Raw genomic sequence first — 15,876 nt, 5'->3', positions numbered from 1 at the left:
GCAAAGCGCCGGTGATCGACGCCCTTCCGGGGGAATCGGCGGTGCTTCGCCCCGGATCGCCCTACTGTGATGTCCCGTCAACCGTTGGGACGATGCGGCGCGGGGTGAGGGTGGGTGTCGGGCGGCAAAGCCGGTCAAGAGGGACAGGACTGGCGCTGGCGGCTGGCCGCGGCGGGCGACGCCTTCGCCATGCGGGTGCTGGCCACCGCGCTGGCCGAGGACGGGCGTCACGATGAGGCCGTCGCCTGGTGGGAGAAGGCGATCGCGGCGGGAGACGAGACCGCGCTGCACCAACTCGCGGATCACGTGGGCGCCAGGAAACTGGAACGACAGCTGCGCCGGCGGGCCGAGAGCGGTGACGTGACCGCCATGGGCAACCTGGCGAAACGCCTCGTGCGTAATAGCGGCGGCCAACGGCTCGTCGAAGCTGTCCACTGGCTGACGCTCGCCGTGCACGCGGGCGCCGCCCTGGAGCGGCAACTCGTCGCGGCCCTCGACAGCGCCGGACGGTCGGCCGAGGCGGAGGACCGGCTGCGGCACATGGCCGCCGCGGGTGATCTCCATGCCCTGCACGACCTCGTCGGGCGGCTGCGCGAGGGGGACGACGTCGAGCGGCTCGACGAAGCGGTCGTCTGGCTGACCCGGGGCGTCGCAGCCGGTGAGCCATGGGAGTGGGACCTCGTCGCCGTCCTCGACCGCGCCGGGCGGGCGGAGGAGGCCGAGGCGCGGCTGCGGCGGCTGGCCGACCGCCATGACGTTGAGGCGGTGGCGACGCTGGTGCGGCGCGCCCCCGAGAACATGCGTGCGCAGGTGTCCCGACGGGAGCTGGACGGGCCCGCTCGGGCGCGCGCCGTGGACCACATCCGCCGGGTCGCGGCCGTCCTCGCCCGTCTCGGTGTGCAGGAGGAGGCCGTCCGCTGGTGGGCGGCGGCGGACGGGCTCGACGACCGTGTCCTCTCCTCCCCCGCCGCGCACCTGGCCGCCCGACCGGCTCCGGCGTCCGGGGCCTCGGACGCCGGTGTGGAGTGGCAGTTGCGGGAGATGGCCGCCACCGACGACGTGACGGCGTCGCGGGTGCTGGCCGGTCGTCTCGCGCGGACCGGCAGGACGGCCGAGGCCGTGCGACTGTGGACGCTCGCTGACGCCGCGGACGGCCGGCGCCGCTGGGGCGGTGCTCTCGCGCAGCACGCCCTTGGCGGCACCTCGAACACGGTGACGACTCACGGCGGTCCGGTCAGCGCCTCGGGGGACGGCATGGTGGCCGACGCCTCGCCCGCGGACACCGCGTTCGAGGAGGCCCCGGCCGGGACCGTACGGGAACCCGACACCGCTCCCGCGACGGCCACGCACCACCTGTCGGCCCAGATGCCCTCCCACGCCGGGCTGTCCGAACCGGTCAGCCTGGTCGTGCGGGTGCCGTTCGGGGCGGATCACGACGATGGCGGGGTGTCGGCCCCGCTGGCCGGGTTCCGGCCGGCGCGCGACGGCTCCCCGTTGACACTCATCGTGCGGGCGCCCGCCGGACTGGACCCCCAGGGCCCGCCGGAGCACACCCTGCTGGTGCCGCCCTTCGGTGCCCCCGCGCCGGTGCGGTTCGCGTTCCTGACCCGGGAACCGGGCCTGCACCGCGTCCGGGTCAGCGCCTGGGCCGGGGGGACGTTCCTCACCGAGATCGGCCTGGAGGTGTCGGTGGAGCGCGACGGCCCCTACACGGTGGAGCCGCCCAGCGTCGCCGACATGGGCGAGATGCGCGCCCACCCCGGCGAGGTCACGCTGCTCGTGGACCGGGTCGGCGACCAGTACACGTTCCGTCTCATCTCCGAGCGGTGCATCTACGGCGCCGTCCTCGCGCAAGCCCTCACCGCCGCCCCGGAAGCGGCCGCGGAGCGCGCGTACGCCATGCTGCAGAGACTGGCGGCGGGCCGCGGGGAGTACTCCGGCGCCCACGCCCGACGCTGGATGAAGGAGACGGGGGTGGGTCTGTGGACGGAGATGGTGCCGGACCCGATCAAGGAGCAGTTCTGGCAACTGCGCGACCACATCACGGCGTTCAGCGTCGCGTCCGAGCACGACGTCCTCCCGTGGGAACTCCTCTACCCCATCGCGCCGGGCCGTGACGAAGGGTTCCTGGTCCAGCAGTTCCCGGTCCTGCGCAACAGCCTGGGCCGGCCCCGCTCGTCCGCGCTGCCGATCGGTGAACCGCACTACGTCGTCTCCGCGCGGGTCCCGGTCAACGGTGACAGCGAGATCGAGTCGATCCGCCGGATTCTCGGCACCGGAACCGTCGTCGACACGCTGGACGGCGTCCTCACCGTCATCGACGCGGGCACGACGGGACCGCTCCACTTCACGTGCCACAACACCTTCGACCCCGGAGGCGGTTCGTCGATCCTCCTCGCGGACGGCCCCTTCGTCCCCGCTCTCCTGAACAGCGCCGTCGCCCGCCGCGCCCTGCAGGACGGCCGCCCGCTCATCTTCATCAACGCCTGCCGGGCGGCCGGAGCCGTCCCGCAGTACACCCGGATGCTCGGCTGGGCGCAGCAGTTCATGGGCGCGGGCGCCGGTGCCTTCGTGGGCACGCTGTGGGCGGTGCGCAGCGACAGCGCCCAGCGGTTCGCGGAAGCCTTCTACGCCTCCCTCTCGGCGGGTGAGCCGCTGGGCACGGCGGTGCACCGGGCCCGCTCCCACGCCGGACACGACGAGACCGACCCCACCTGGCTGGCGTACACGGTCTACGGCGATCCCGCCGCGATCGTCTCCACCCCCACCCCTGCCTCTGCCGTCTTCAGTCCCGCCCGAGTCGTCCCCACCCCCGTCCGATGCGAGGAAACGTGAACGTGACCGACGACGGCGTGCCCGTCGAGGACCTGGTGGCCGCCGTCAAGCGGGCGGTCACGGAGTCGAACATGTCGGCCACCGCGGCCGGGCGGGATCTGCGTGTCACCTCGGTGCGGCTCACCCTGCACGCCCTCGCCACTGCGACGGCCGGCGGTTCCCTGAACTTCCGGCTCCCGTTCATCGGCATGAAACTCAGGATCGGGCGCACGGTGTCCCGCCGGGACACCCATGTCATCGAGATGACGCTCGTACCTCCAGACCTGACACAACAGCACGAGCTGCGGTACGGCACGGTGGACGCCGTCCTGGTCGACGCGATCGCGATGATCCGCCGCGTGACGGCGTCGGCGCGGACCGGGGACGATCCCTTCCACCTCCAGGAAGGCTCGGTGCGACTGGAGTTCGCGATCACGGCGGACGGGTCCGTGTCCCTCGGCCTGGACGGCGCCCTGCACGAGGAGGTGACACACACCCTGCTCGTCACAGTCGCTCCCCCGGCGCAACTGAACACCGGCTGTCCTCAGGCCTGTTGACAGCCGGGCGACGGCCGCGCGCAGGAGCCGCTCCCCCTGCCGCTGGGCTTCGAGGCGCATTACGTGATGAACCAGGAGGCGTGACACTCCTACGCGCTGTACCGGCTCGGCACCAACGACGTTGCCGAGCGAGCGGTCCACCGCGCGTTCCTGGAAGTGCTCCGGAACTGGGACGCACTGCTCACCGAGGCCAACCTGCCGCAGCAGACCTGGAGCATCCCGCGGCTCGTCGTCGGTGACGAGGCACTGTGCGCGGCTCGCGACGGGATCACGGCGATGCCCAGCACGATCGGCCTGTACCTGGCCCTGCTGAAGCTGCCGCAGCGTCAGCTCGGCCTTCGGCCACCATCCGCTGCCGGCGCACTGCTGCGGCCGGGAAGGGCCGGGTTGAACACCGCCGCCGACCACATCACCGTCGCCCTGATGGCACTCGCCCAACTCCCCAAGCAGCGTCGCCGCGGACGCCGGTCCCTGATCCGCACCGACTCGGCAGGCGGCACCCACGCCTTCCTCAACTGGCTCACCCGCCGCGGCCGCTGGCTCGCCTACTCGGTCGGCATGACCATCACCGAGGAGATCGACGCCGCGAGCCGCGCATCTTGAAGCAGGCCTGGATACCTTGGCCTACGACGCCGAGGGCGTCCAGCAGCCCGGCGCGGGGATCGTGGAGATCACCGACCTGCTCGCCCTCCCCCCGACCGGCTGGCCGACCGGAACGCGGCTGATCATCCGCGAGGAGCGGCCGCACCCCAGCGCCCAACTGCGGATGGCCGACATCGACGGCCACCGCTTCACCGCCTTCGCCACCAACACCTCAGGCGGGCAACTCGCCGACCTCGAACTGCGTCATCGCCGCCGCGCGCGAGCCGAGGACCGCATCCGCGCCGCCCACGACACCGGATCCACGTCAGCCGGCCGCTCAGTGCGGGCGGACAGGGCGGCGGCCTTTGGGTTGGGTGGGTTCCGGCAAGGCGGCAGGGGGTTCGATCGGACGTACCTGCGGGCTGCCACGGGATACGGTCACCGGCTCGCCGCAGTGCAGGATTTCGAGCGGTTCTCCCTCGGCCAGCGAGTAGGTGGCCCGGCCGTGGACGATTTCCACCCGCAGGCACCGATCCCGTACGTGCACCGAAAACGCCAGGCGGCTGAACTTCTCGGGCAATCGGGGGGTGAAGTGCAGGGTCCCGGCGCGGTAGCGCATGCCTCCGAAGCCGACGACGAGGGCGAGCCATGAACCGGCCAGTGAGGCGATGTGCAGGCCGTCGCGCGTGTTGTTCTCCAGGTCGTCAAGGTCCATCAGCGCGGCCTCGCCAAGGTAGTCGTAGGCCAGGCGGAGATGGCCGACCTCTGCGGCCACAACCGCCTGAACGCAGGCCGACAGGGAGGAGTCACGGACTGTGAGCGGCTCGTAGTAGGCGAAGGAGCGGGCTTTCTGGTCGTCGTCGAAGGCGTCGCCTCGCAGATACATCGCCAGGACCAGGTCCGCCTGTTTGACGACTTGCTTTCGGTAGAGCTCGAAGTACGGGAAATGCAGCATCAGTGGATAGTCGTCGGGGCCCGTGGCGGCGAAATCCCAGACTTGCTGGCGCGTGAAGCCGGCTGACTGCTCATAGATGCCGAGCTGGCCGTTGTAGGGGACGGTCATCGCCTTGGCGGCGTCCCGCCAGGCGGCGGTCTCTTCTTCCTCGACTCCGAGTGCGGCAGCCTGTTGGGGGTGGCGTTCGGCGGCATCGGCGGCGGACAGAAGGTTCTCCTGGGCCATCAGGTTGGTGTACACGTTGTCGTTCGCGACCGCGCTGTACTCGTCCGGGCCGGTGACGCCGTCGATGTGGAAACGACCGTGCGAGTCGTGGTGACCGAGTGAGCGCCAGAGTCGCGCCGTTTCAACCAGCAGTTCCACGCCGGTATCGCGTTCGAAGTCTTTGTCATGGGTGGAGGAGACGTAGCGCACCACCGCGTGGGCGACATCGGCGTTGATGTGGAAGGCGGCAGTGCCGGCCGGCCAGTAGCCCGAGCACTCCGATCCGTCGATGGTGCGCCAGGGGAAGGCCGCGCCCTGCAAGCCGAATTGGCGGGCGCGTGCGCGCGCCGCGGGCAGGGTGTCCTGGCGCCAGCGCAGGGCCTCGGCGACGCAGCGGGGGTGGACGAATGTGAGCAAGGGCAGGACGAAGATCTCGGTGTCCCAGAACGCGTGTCCGTCGTATCCGGATCCAGTCAGGCCCTTGGCCGGAATCGCCCGTTGCTCGGCCCTGGCAGCGGCTTGCAGCACGTGGTACAGGGCGAAGCGGACGGCCTGCTGGATCTCCGCGTCACCCTCGAGTTCTACGTCCGCATGCTCCCAGAAGTCGTCCAGGAACGCTCGCTGCTGGTCGACCAGGCCTTGCCAGCCGGTGCTTCGGGCGCCGGCGAGCGCGGCTTCCACCTGGTCCCGCAGCGCGGGCAGGGAGCGAGCCGCCGACCAGCCGTGCGAGACAAACTTCTCGAGACGGAGCGTCTCGCCCGGGTCGAGTTCGGTGATGACGGTGAAGCGGCCCACGTCAGCCGCGCTCTCTGCGGAGGTGCTCACTCCGGCCTGTCCGTGCACGTTGTGGTCGGCTGCGACCGCGATCCGCAGGTTCGTCGCTGCAGTGTGGTGTATCAGGCGCAAGCGCGCATCCTGGGCGGCGTGCTCCTCGGCCCGCAGTGGGGATTCCAGAACAGAGGCGACCCGCGGATCACCTGTCGGCGCGGGCAGTTGCTCGTTGGCAACGAGTTCTGACTGAAGTACGAGGCTGACCCGGCCGTCCAGCGGCTCCACCTCGTAGGCGATTGCGGCGATGGCCCGCTGGGTGAAGGAGACCAAGCGGATGGAGCGCACCCGGACGGTCCTGCCGGCGGGTGAGGTCCATTCGCAGGTACGACGCAGCAGCCCGGCGCGCAGGTCCAGCACCCGCTCGTGTGAGCGCAACCGGCCGTAGCGCAGGTCGAACGGCTCGTCATCGACCAGGAGGCGGATGAGCTTGCCGTTGGTGACGTTGATGGCGGTCTGGCCGGACTCCGGGAAGCCGTAACCCGCCTCGGCGTACGGCAGCGGATGCAGTTCGTGGACGCCGTTGAGGTAACAGCCGGGCAGACCGTGCGGCTCACCCTCGTCGAGGTTGCCCCGCCAGCCGACGTGCCCGTTGGACAGGGCGAAGATCGATTCACTTTGAGCCAGGATGTCCCAGTGAAGCCCCGTCTCACGGACCTGCCAGGGCTCCACCATGTAGGCGGAATGATTGATCAAGGCATGTCCTCGAGCAGCTCGGCGAGGTCCTTCACAACGCTGTCGGCACCGTGGCGGCCGAGCGCTGCCGCTTGGCCGACGCGGTCGACGCCGACCACGTATCCGAAGTGGCCGGCCCGTCCGGCGTCCATTCCTGCCAGCGCATCCTCGAAGACGGCTGCCGCCTCGGGCTCGACGCCGAGGTCACGTGCGGCAGCGAGGAAGGTGGCGGGGTGTGACCTTCCCGGAAGCCTGTGCTCGGCGGCAATGACGCCGTTGATCCGCACATCGAACTGCTCCTCCATACCGACCGATACGAGGATGTCGCGGCAGTTGGCGCTGGAGGACACCACGGCGGTGGACAGGCCGGCCGCCCGCACCGCCTCGACGTAACGCACCGAGCCGGCGTAAGCCTCGACACCTTCGGTGCGGATCTTTCGCAGCATCAAGTCGTTCTTGCGGTTGCCGAGCCCCAGCACGGTGTCGGCGTCCGAGGGGTCGTTGTGCGAACCTTCGGGTAGCTTGATGCGCCGCGAGGCCAGGAACGTCCTCACGCCGTCGGCGCGCGGGTGACCGTCGACGTATTCGTCGTAGTCGGCCACCGGGTCGAAGGGGCGGAAGCCGGGACCGTCATGGTGCCGCAGGAAGTCGTCGAACGTCGATTTCCACGCCGCGGCGTGGAAAACGGCTGTCTTCGTCAGCACGCCGTCGAGGTCGAAGAGACAGGCTCGCACGACGCCCGGTAGACCCAGTTTCGTCATATTTCAGACCCGTCCACACAGTCATTCTCCAACCCCGTGTGGGTCGCGCAAGCCGACGCACTGGCCGCCCCCGGTCGTCGCCTCTCGGTCCTCCCCCCCCGATGCCCATCGTGTTCGCCTACGCCGAGACGCGCACCTTGACGACCGTGCGGCACGCGCGCCGCCGCCCGCATCACCGTGCGGCCGGAGTCGCGCGGCGCAACCCCGGGCCGCCTCTCTCCACGGTGTGCAAACGAACCCCTTACAACGCGCAGGCCCCGGCGCCCAGGGCGACACTGTGACAGCGCCTTGCACTCGAAGACCAAAGCCCCGTCCCCGTCCAAACTACGTCCGGCGCTGGCAGCGGCCGTACGACCGGGGCGCATCCGCCTGCCGGCCCTCTCCGACCTCTCCACGGTGCTATGGACTCCTCACCCGGCTCCGCCCCCTCACCGGCCAGACCCAGTGCGGCGAGGCCCGGCGATCCCCTCTGCGCGCATTCGTCCACACCGAGGCGGCCAGCGCCGCCGTTCTCCTGGCCGCGGCCGCCGCCGCCCTGGTGCGGGCGAACTCGGCCCATCGGCCATGCCTCCCTGTGGGGCCAGCTCTTCGCCGTTCAGGCCGGCCCTCACCGCGGCCCACAGCCGGTTCTCCGGGCGCCGGGTCGACCAGCCCGGGCAGGTCGATCCGGTGACTCGGGAGGCGTACTCCTCGGAAGTGATCCTGGCCGAAGCGCCGCTCAGCCCGGCGTCCGCGCAGTGGATGGCGCGCGGCGACAGCCACCTGGCCGTGCCGCGCTACGACGCGGCCCGCGTCGAGCGCGGATCCACGTGCCGCCGTGCTCACCTTCTACGAAAGCGGCTACCAGGCCGGGGCCGGACACGCCGGTGGGACATCGCGGCGCTTGCGTGCCCCGGCGGAATCACGGACCCGGTCCGTCGCAACTGACGCATTCGGTCATTAGTGCGGTGCAGTGGTCAGGCGCCGGTATCGGTGCGCGCCAGGATGCCTTTGAGCAGGCCCGTGGACTGGCCGACCTCGATGAGGTAGCCATCCGGGTCGCGCATGTAGCAGCGCAGCTCGGCACGCCGGTCGATGGGCGCGGTGAGGAACTCGGCTCCCTTGGCGCGCGCTGCCGCGTAGAAGCCGTGGATGTCCGCCACCCGTACGTTCAGGAAGCTGGAGACGGTGTGGCGGTCCTCAGGCGGGCGCAGGACGACGTCGGGTTTGTCATCAGTGGGACCGCCACCGGGGTTCATGATGATCCAGCTGTTGGCGACCTTGATGATGCAGGGGTTCTCCTCCAGCACCACCCGCCCGCCCAGTACCTCGGCATAGAACGCCCGTGAGCGAGGGACGTCACTGACCGTGAGGAAGTGCGTGAGCAGCAGGCCCTCGGCCGGTGCAGGAAGATCGTCGGCCGTAGCGCCGGCGGCGATGACATCGGACATACGGCGAGCGTAGGGCGGAAGCCCCCGCCCGGCATTCCCACTTTGACCTGATCGAGGCCGACGCGAACCAGTCCCGCGCGGCCTTCATGGCCGGGGCTGCGTCGTTCCTGGCCGCGTACACGGACGTGTTCGATGCGGAAGTCGGTGAGGACCGGTGCCCCGGCCTCCCGAACAAGCCGGCGGAGACAGCACCGAGGGGCGCCACGTGAACCTCCGTATCGATCTCGCGTGGATCCTGGCAGTGGCGCAGCAGATTCCGGGAGCTCCCCATGTCGTCGACTACGGTGTCCCGGTCGCCGCGGAAGCACGTCACCGGGCGGAGATCCTTGACCACGAGGTCTACCCCGAACCCCATCACAAGGCCGCGGCACTGCTGTGCGCGCTGGCGAGAAACCCGAGCCTGGAGCTGCGGAACCTGCTTTTCGCAGCCACGGTGACCGCGGCCTACCTGTCAGCGTCCGGTATGCCGGTGAGCCCTGGCCTGGACACCGTTCTCCCGCTGGCCCGCGCCGCTCAGGACGGGCTCCCGGTGCGTGAGGTCGCCGCTCAGATCAAGACCTGGACGAGTTGATCGCTGCCGAGTTCCGCCCCAAGCCGGAGACCTGGGGGTGATCGAGGCTTGTCATGCACTCAACCTAGTCTCGCCGCTGAGTGCCAGCCGTCCCGTGGAGTGGCCGCAGCCCGGGCACCACATTGCGCGGCCGGGCATGACAGCGGCCCCCGGCACCCGCGCGGTGCAGTGTACCGACCCAGGCCGTCCCGAGACCTTCACCGCCGACCCGCACGACCGGCGCACGGTCGTGGCCCAGCTCTGGTATCCCGCGCGGAAGAGCCCCGCAGGCGCGCAGCGGGCCAGTACCTCGGCCGCACGGACCACGAGGCCCGCACCGTCTCCGACGCCCTCGCCCGCGCGGTCGACTGCCCGGCTTCCTGGTCGACGGCGTCCCGCGTGCCCACACCCATGCGGTCTTCAACGCCCCGCGGTGGCCGGCAAGGGCGGACGGTTCCCGGTCGTGCTGTTCTCGCCCGGGCCGGGCGGAGTGCGCACCCAGAACACCGCCTGGGCGGAGGAACTGGCCAGCCACGGCTATCTGGTCGCCGCCCTCGACCACCCGTACGACTCCGCCGCCGTGGTCCTCACCGACGGCCGAACGATTCACACCAAGACCACCTCCACCGGCGACCGCGACAAGGAAGACAAGCTGGCGGCCGGCTGGACGACTGTTCGGGGCGCCGACCTCGGCTTCGTCCTCACTCAGCTGGACCGTCTGGGCCGAGGTGAGATCGCCGGCCCGCTGACCGGACGCCTGGACACCGGCCGGGTCGCGGTCACCGGCCACTCCATGGGTGGTGCCGCCGCCCTCCAGGCAGCCCGGCAGGACCACCGGTTGGATGCCGTCATCGATCTGGACGGCCACCCCCACGGCCCCACCTCCCCCTCCCTCCACCAGCCGACGCTCGCGCTCACCCAGGCCATCACCCCACCGTGCGCCGGGCCATGACGGAAGTCGCTCCAACCGGTCACAGACCGGCGACGTCCCCGGCCCTCTTCAGCACGGAGTCGAGCGCGTCCACCACGGCGTCGTGCCGCCTCGCGCGCGCCGCCCGGTCCGTCGGCACCAGCCGCGCGGCGGCCTGCACGGCATAGTCGTCCGGGTCGCCGAAGGCAGTCCGCGGGTGCTCTCCCGTATCCGCGCACTGCGCCGTGACATCCTTGACCGCCTGGAGCACGACTGCCCGGTCCACGCCCGGCTGCATGGCCAGCCGTACCTGGAAACGCGCCATCCACTTCTCGCGGTCCTTCTCCCTCGACGCGTCCGTCTTCTGGTCCTTCTTCGCCACGTGCTCTCCCGGGTGATCGGCAGCCGTCCGTCATGGAGTTGGACGCAAGAGCATCGAAGTGGGTTGAGGAAGCGAGAATCTGATGAGTTTCAGGCGACTGCCGGGAGCCGCACGAGCTCTACCGACCGGTCCACTGGCACAAAACGTCAAGGATCACGGGTTCTGGCACAGCTTCCAGCCCCGCGCGCCCCGTCCGGAAGTCCTGGTGGCAACAGCCTGCCTTGGTGACAGCTATCGCGCATCGGCTCACGAAATGTGTGACTGAGCGCTTCAGTTGGCCGGCCTGTGCGCCATGTCAGCGCTCCATCCTCATCCGGGGCGGCCGGATACCCGCAACGGGCATCCGGTGCCGACGCGCTCGGAAAGTTCAGCGCGCAGAGCGGCGAGTTCAGCCATGCGTGCGTCGACTAGCTGAATCTTTTCCTCGAACAGCGAGGACAGCGTTCCAGCGACGTCCGGTGCCCTGCGCAGTTCCTCGCCGGTCCGCGCGATCTCTGCCAGAGAGAATCCGAGTGTCTGTGCGGTGCGGACGTACTGCAGCCAGGCCACTGCCTCGGGTGGGAAGTCGCGATAGCCGTTGGACAGTCGCCGACCTGCGATGAGGCCGACCTTCTCGTAGAACCGAAGCGTGTCCCTGGACATCCCCGTCTGCGCAGCCAGCTCTCCGATGCGCATACCCAGCGCCCCCCTTCGGATGAATGGACTTGACCTTGGACCGTACTCCACTGTTTAGCGTGAGGCGTCGCTTACACCGAACCAGCCGGAGCCTCATCATGATCCGTCTCTCCGCCCCCGCACGGCCCGCCTATCTTCGTGTCGTACGCGCGAGCGCCTGGTACGACCTCGCGGTCACCGCAGGGTTCATGACACCGTGGACGTACGCGCTGGTGCACGAGGCCATATCTTCATTGGGCGACGCACTCGGGTGGGGCGTCCTGCCCGAACTCGACCCCTGGCAGACCCTGTACGCGAATCTGATGGGCTCGGTCGTGGTCGTCTGGGCCACCCTGCGCGTCATCCGGCCGCTGCCGGTGCACGGCCTGTTCGACGGCATCGCGCGCATGCTGTTCTCAGCGTGGATGGCGTACGCACTGACCCATGGCGTTTCGCGGATACTGTGGCTGTTCTTCACCGTCGAGGTCGCGTGGGGCATTGTCCAGCTTGTGCCCTGGCGGCGGAACCGACACGGCTACGCCACCTTTGAGCACAAGGCCGGGCAACTGGAACGCTCAGCGGCCAACTGAAGCGCTCAGTCACAACATGTGTGACTGAGCCTTTTCCAACCTCGGGCTCGTGATGGCCAGTTGGGCTGACAGCGCAGTGAAGCCCCTGGTAGATGGGTTTTCGGCCAAGAGAGCCATCTCCACCAGAGGCTTCGCATGCTTGTCTATCCGTCCGGTGCCGACGTGTCCAGCTCCGCCCTGCGCTTCCTGTCGGCTCAGCTGCGGGCCCACCGCCGGCGACGCGGCACCCGCTGGCGACGTCTGAGCACCGACCACCAGGCCCTGCTGGCGCTGGCCCACCTGCGGTGCGGGCACACCTATGCCCAGCTCGCTGCCGGGTTCGGTGCCGGCACCACCACCCCTACCGGTACATCGCCGAGGCCGTCGACGTTATGGCCGCACTCGCCCCGAACCTGGCTGCCTCGGTGAAGACGGCGGCAGACAAGGCGTTCGTGATCCTCGACGGAACGCTGCTGCCGATCGACCGGATCGCCGCCGACCGCCCGTTCTGCTCCGGGAAGCACAAGAAGCACGGTGACTCCGGGATCTTCTCGTGCCGTGCTCCGCCGCGAGGGCACCGCGTAGTTGCACGGCCGTCAGGCCGACGCCTCCCAGGGTGCCGTGGATCAGCACCGAGCCGTTCCAGTGCAGGCCGAGCACACCCCCGGGCGTCGCGGGGCAGGCGGGGCTCCCCCGTCAGGCCCTGGCGCCTGCCGTGGTCACCACCTGTCGCCGGTCCGGTCGGGGGCCACGCTGGTGGCGGTGGCGGACAGCAGGCCGGTGACGGTGGCGCCGATGGCAAGGAAGACGGCGGCGCTGGCCAGTTGAGCGCTGGTGGCGAGGTCGGTGGTGAAGGGCAGCAGCATCATCGCCACGGTCACCAGGGAGGCGATCCAGGTGAAGAAGGCGCGCGGCCGGGCGACGGTGACCAGCAGCAGGTGCAGCAGCCCCGTGGCCACGAGGGCGGCGGCGGCTGCCCAGGCGGCGAGGTAGCCGGTGGTGGCGTCACCCCACACACCCGCCCGGCGCGGCGCGAACACCGGCACGTCCAGCACCCCGCGCATCAGCAGCGTGGCCACGACGGCGGTCAGGGCGGCCACGACCGCCGCGGCGGCACCGGTCGCCCACAGCCGTCCCGCCGCCACATCCGGCGACGCGGCGGGCGCCGACGGCTGCTCGGGGTAACCGGCGGAACCGTACGGCGTGTACTCCCCGTAGGGGGCGGGACCAGACACAAGATCACCTCGCTGGAGACGTGTCACTCGATGTCGCCCCGGGTGCCCCGCCCCGGCCTCCCGATGCGGAACCGCCCCCGGATGGCCGGTTCGGTCACCGCCCCGCCGATGCCCGCCGGGCGGCAGGAGCCCGGAGGTGGAAGACACCCCGTCCCCGTGCACGGCGTCTGCCGCGTCCTATCTCGGGCAGGGCGTGCTGTGAGGCGTCGGGGCGCGGTTCGGGGATCGTGGGAGGCCGGCCGGTGAGGTTCGTGATCAGTTCGGTGCACAGGTCACGGAGTTTGACGTTGCGGTGCTGGGAGGCTGAGTGCAGGATGCCGAAGGCCACGTCAGCGGTGCAGCGGCGCTGGCTCGTAATCACGCCCAGGGCCTGGTTGATGACGCTGCGCGGGACCGCATGGCGGTCTGCAGCTGGTCGGCGAACTGCTGGGTGTCGCTGATGCGTTGGGCCACGGCGATGCCGCCGGTGGCCTGGGCGGCCAGGGAGCGCAGGCCGGCGAGGTCGGCGTGTGCGAACGCGCCCGGCGGACCGCCGTACAGGTTGAGGGCGCCGGCCGTATGGGTGTGGGCGGCGATCGGCAGGGAGACGGAGGAGCGGATCCCGCAGGCAGCGGTGTAGGCGGGGTAGTCGCCCCAGCGGCTTTCATCCAGCATGTCGTGGACGGTGACCTCCTCGCCGGTGCGCAGGGCGCAGGCAGGGGCCGTCGTCCTGGCCGTACTGCTTCTCGTCCAGCTTGAGCGCCGGGGGCCTGCGCTTACCACGGTGACGGGCCGACCGTCGCGCTCCAGGGTCACCCCGGTGCCCTCGGCACCGGACAGCTCCAGGGCGGTGTCGGCCAGGGTCTGCAGGAAGCCCTCCAGCAAGTCCGTCTCCAGCAGCCACTGGGTGATGTGGGCGCTGTCGTACCTCTCGTCGCGCTCATGCTGTGTCCTTCGTGCGGCCCACGGGCCGGGTCAGCATCGGGTCTTGCCACCGGAGCGACGGAGTCCGGGGGTCGGAAGGAACGCCGGAACACGGGAACACGGGTGCGGGCCCGTGGTGTGCCATGGGCACCGGTTTCACCCGGCAGCGCTGCCGCTGGGAGAAGTTGGACCGCGGTGCCGTGCCCGACGGGGCCGGCCGGCCCGTCAGCGGGTGCTCGCGCCGCCGCGCGGCGGCAGGGCGGTCGTGCGCCCCACAGGCACCGTCCGCACGTGTCCCACCCCCGAGCCCGGGAACCCGTCGGCCATGGACGTACTGAGCTCGCCCGTGATCGACCGTTCCCTCCCGGCTCTCGCCCAGGGTTACACCTGGCTGCCTGGCCTGCTGCGCGACCGCCCCGAGGGCGTGGCACGCACCCGGGTGCTGGGCAGGCCTGCCCTCGCCGTACGCGGACCGGAAGCGCTGCGTTTCTTCTACGACGAACACAACGTGCGCCGCGGCGGTGCCCTCCCGGGACCCGTGCTGAGCACCTTGTTCGGCCACGACGCCGTCCACACCCTCGACGGCGGCGCCCACCGTGCCCGCAAGGAGTTCTTCCTGCCGCTGCTGCGGGCCGACCGGATCGCCGGCCTCGTCGAACACGTCACCTCCGTGTGGGACGACGCCGTACGGGAGTGGGGCACGGCCGGACAGGTCGTGCTGTTCGACGCGGCGAGCGTGGTCCTCACGCGTGGCGTGTGCCGCTGGGCGGGCGTCCCGCTGGACGAGGGTGCCGGTGAGGCGGAGGACCTCGCGCGCGACCTGGTCGCCATGGTCGACGGCTTCGCCACCGCCGGGCCACGGCACTGGCGGGCCCGGCGGGCCCGGAGCCGGCAGGAGGACCGCCTCACCCGGCTGGTGGAGAACGTGCGCTCGGGCAGCGCCGCCGCTCCCGAGGGATCGGTGCTCGCGGCCGTGTGTGAGCACCGTGAGGCCACCGGTGAACTGCTGCGCCCGCACACGGCCGCCGTCGAGCTGCTGAACGTCATCCGGCCCACGGTCGCCGTCTCCTGGTTCGTCGCCTACACGGCGCACGCATTCCACCTGCAGCCGAACCAGCGCGAACGGCTGCGCGGCGGCGACACCGCCTACACCGCCGCGTTCGTGCACGAGGTGCGCCGCTTCTACCCGTTCGCGCCGTTCCTCGGCGGCCTCGCCGTCCGGGACCTGTCCTGGCGGGGCGTGTCGGTGCCGGCCGGTGCGATGGTGCTGCTCGACGTCTTCGGCCAGAACCACGACGAGGAGCTGTGGGGCGACCCGTTGGTCTTCCGCCCGGAGCGGTTCCTCGAGCACCCGGTCGAACGCGACGAACTCATCCCGCAGGGCGGGGGCGAGCCGCGCACCGGCCACCGCTGCCCCGGTGAGGGCCTCACCATCGGGCTGCTCGAAGCGCTTGCGCTCCGCCTGGCCCGCCTCGACTACACCGTCCCCGACCAGGACCTGAGGATCTCCCTGCGGCGCATTCCGGCACGGGTGCGCAGTGGCTTCGCCGTACGGGACGTACGGGTGCCGAACGAGCGCCTCATGACGGCCGTGTGACGTCCTCGGCCGCAGGACCCGCCGGCCTTCTCAGCCGGGCTAGTCGTCCGCCGGCCGCACCTCGAACCCGCCCCGCCCGTCGAACCGTACGTCGTACACTGCGTCGAATCCGTCGGCGGGCGTCGGCCGGCGCAGCCGTCGCAGCGTGGCGTGGATGCCGACGTCGGGCACGCGGGCAGGGCCCGTGCGCCCGGCGTTGCGGCGAAGGGAGCCCGCCAGGTCGGGAGGGAACCAGTACGCGGTGACGCCGGCACCGTGCGCACGGCCCGC

The 15,876-nt window shown here is 70.8% G+C and carries 14 protein-coding genes and 3 pseudogenes; 8 read left to right on the top strand and 9 right to left on the bottom strand.

Going from position 1 to position 15,876, the window contains the following annotated elements; translation table 11 throughout:
- Positions 1–114: 114 nt before the first annotated feature.
- From AC07C1_RS36745 to AC07C1_RS36735, 3 genes and pseudogenes are all read left to right on the top strand, one after another.
- Positions 115–2,835: a CHAT domain-containing protein gene (locus AC07C1_RS36745; protein WP_478946331.1), complete on the top strand. Its 2,721-nt coding sequence runs from the start codon at positions 115–117 to the stop codon at positions 2,833–2,835.
- A gap of 2 nt (positions 2,836–2,837) precedes the next feature.
- On the top strand, positions 2,838–3,371 hold the full coding sequence (locus tag AC07C1_RS36740; protein WP_478946329.1) for a trypco2 family protein: 534 nt from the start codon (positions 2,838–2,840) through the stop codon (positions 3,369–3,371).
- A 360-nt stretch (positions 3,372–3,731) separates the two neighbouring features.
- Positions 3,732–4,272: pseudogene (locus tag AC07C1_RS36735) on the top strand (transposase); the annotation flags it as partial.
- Between the two features lie 18 nt (positions 4,273–4,290).
- On the opposite strand, the gene AC07C1_RS36730 reads toward AC07C1_RS36735, so the two are convergent.
- The 3 genes from AC07C1_RS36730 to AC07C1_RS36720 all read right to left on the bottom strand — a co-directional run bounded on the left by AC07C1_RS36730 (position 4,291) and on the right by AC07C1_RS36720 (position 8,806).
- Positions 4,291–6,636: a glycoside hydrolase family 65 protein gene (locus AC07C1_RS36730; RefSeq protein ID WP_478946327.1), complete on the bottom strand. Its 2,346-nt coding sequence runs from the start codon at positions 6,634–6,636 to the stop codon at positions 4,291–4,293.
- Entirely contained in the window at positions 6,633–7,376 is a 744-nt protein-coding gene (locus AC07C1_RS36725; RefSeq protein WP_478946325.1) for an HAD-IA family hydrolase, read from the bottom strand. Before AC07C1_RS36725 ends, AC07C1_RS36730 begins: the two co-directional genes overlap by 4 nt.
- 956 nt (positions 7,377–8,332) lie before the next feature.
- Positions 8,333–8,806: a VOC family protein gene (locus AC07C1_RS36720; protein WP_478946324.1), complete on the bottom strand. Its 474-nt coding sequence runs from the start codon at positions 8,804–8,806 to the stop codon at positions 8,333–8,335.
- Between the two features lie 205 nt (positions 8,807–9,011).
- Between AC07C1_RS36720 and AC07C1_RS36715 the strand changes: the two genes are divergently transcribed.
- Positions 9,012–9,377 (top strand): hypothetical protein, encoded by a 366-nt coding sequence (locus AC07C1_RS36715; protein ID WP_478946322.1) that lies wholly within the window; start codon positions 9,012–9,014, stop codon positions 9,375–9,377.
- 412 nt (positions 9,378–9,789) lie between these two features.
- Positions 9,790–10,308 (top strand): alpha/beta hydrolase family protein, encoded by a 519-nt coding sequence (locus AC07C1_RS36710; RefSeq protein WP_478946320.1) that lies wholly within the window; start codon positions 9,790–9,792, stop codon positions 10,306–10,308.
- 19 nt (positions 10,309–10,327) lie between these two features.
- On the opposite strand, the gene AC07C1_RS36705 is transcribed toward AC07C1_RS36710, so the two are convergent.
- The gene (locus AC07C1_RS36705; protein WP_478946318.1) at positions 10,328–10,648 is read right to left on the bottom strand and encodes a hypothetical protein; all 321 of its coding nucleotides are present in this window, start codon (positions 10,646–10,648) and stop codon (positions 10,328–10,330) included.
- A gap of 309 nt (positions 10,649–10,957) precedes the next feature.
- On the bottom strand, positions 10,958–11,323 hold the full coding sequence (locus AC07C1_RS36700; protein WP_478946316.1) for a MerR family transcriptional regulator: 366 nt from the start codon (positions 11,321–11,323) through the stop codon (positions 10,958–10,960).
- A gap of 98 nt (positions 11,324–11,421) precedes the next feature.
- Here AC07C1_RS36700 and AC07C1_RS36695 point away from each other — a divergent pair, with 98 nt between their 5' ends.
- Positions 11,422–11,892 carry a hypothetical protein gene (locus AC07C1_RS36695; protein WP_478946314.1) on the top strand — a complete coding sequence of 157 codons (471 nt, stop codon included), beginning with the start codon at positions 11,422–11,424 and terminating at the stop codon, positions 11,890–11,892.
- Between the two features lie 135 nt (positions 11,893–12,027).
- A pseudogene (locus AC07C1_RS36690) lies at positions 12,028–12,482 on the top strand (helix-turn-helix domain-containing protein); the annotation flags it as partial.
- Positions 12,483–12,590: 108 nt separating this feature from the next.
- Here AC07C1_RS36690 and AC07C1_RS36685 read toward each other — a convergent pair.
- From AC07C1_RS36685 to AC07C1_RS36675, 3 genes are all read right to left on the bottom strand, one after another.
- Entirely contained in the window at positions 12,591–13,106 is a 516-nt protein-coding gene (locus tag AC07C1_RS36685; RefSeq protein ID WP_478946312.1) for a DUF6069 family protein, read from the bottom strand.
- Between the two features lie 94 nt (positions 13,107–13,200).
- On the bottom strand, positions 13,201–13,434 hold the full coding sequence (locus AC07C1_RS36680) for an ANTAR domain-containing protein (protein ID WP_478946395.1): 234 nt from the start codon (positions 13,432–13,434) through the stop codon (positions 13,201–13,203).
- A 29-nt stretch (positions 13,435–13,463) separates the two neighbouring features.
- Complete coding sequence (locus AC07C1_RS36675; protein ID WP_478946310.1) at positions 13,464–13,970, bottom strand: GAF domain-containing protein; 507 nt, start codon at positions 13,968–13,970, stop codon at positions 13,464–13,466.
- A 364-nt stretch (positions 13,971–14,334) separates the two neighbouring features.
- On the opposite strand from AC07C1_RS36675, the gene AC07C1_RS36670 reads away from it, so the two are divergent.
- The gene (locus AC07C1_RS36670; RefSeq protein WP_478946308.1) at positions 14,335–15,606 is read left to right on the top strand and encodes a cytochrome P450; all 1,272 of its coding nucleotides are present in this window, start codon (positions 14,335–14,337) and stop codon (positions 15,604–15,606) included.
- A gap of 39 nt (positions 15,607–15,645) precedes the next feature.
- On the opposite strand, the pseudogene AC07C1_RS36665 reads toward AC07C1_RS36670, so the two are convergent.
- A pseudogene (locus tag AC07C1_RS36665) lies at positions 15,646–15,876 on the bottom strand (ATP-binding protein); the annotation flags it as partial.

This window comes from Streptomyces sp. NPDC045022, assembly GCF_056432605.1.
Note: the sequence above shows the minus strand (reverse complement) of the source record. Positions and strands in the feature narration are given on the sequence as shown.

Excerpts from the sequence above, each read along its gene's own strand:
- AC07C1_RS36725 (WP_478946325.1), bottom strand. The coding sequence starts at position 7,376 with ATGACGAAACTGGGTCTACCGGGCGTCGTGCGAGCCTGTCTCTTCGAC.
- AC07C1_RS36720 (WP_478946324.1), bottom strand. The coding sequence starts at position 8,806 with ATGTCCGATGTCATCGCCGCCGGCGCTACGGCCGACGATCTTCCTGCA.
- AC07C1_RS36700 (WP_478946316.1), bottom strand. The coding sequence starts at position 11,323 with ATGCGCATCGGAGAGCTGGCTGCGCAGACGGGGATGTCCAGGGACACG.
- AC07C1_RS36695 (WP_478946314.1), top strand. The coding sequence starts at position 11,422 with ATGATCCGTCTCTCCGCCCCCGCACGGCCCGCCTATCTTCGTGTCGTA.
- AC07C1_RS36670 (WP_478946308.1), top strand. The coding sequence starts at position 14,335 with ATGGACGTACTGAGCTCGCCCGTGATCGACCGTTCCCTCCCGGCTCTC.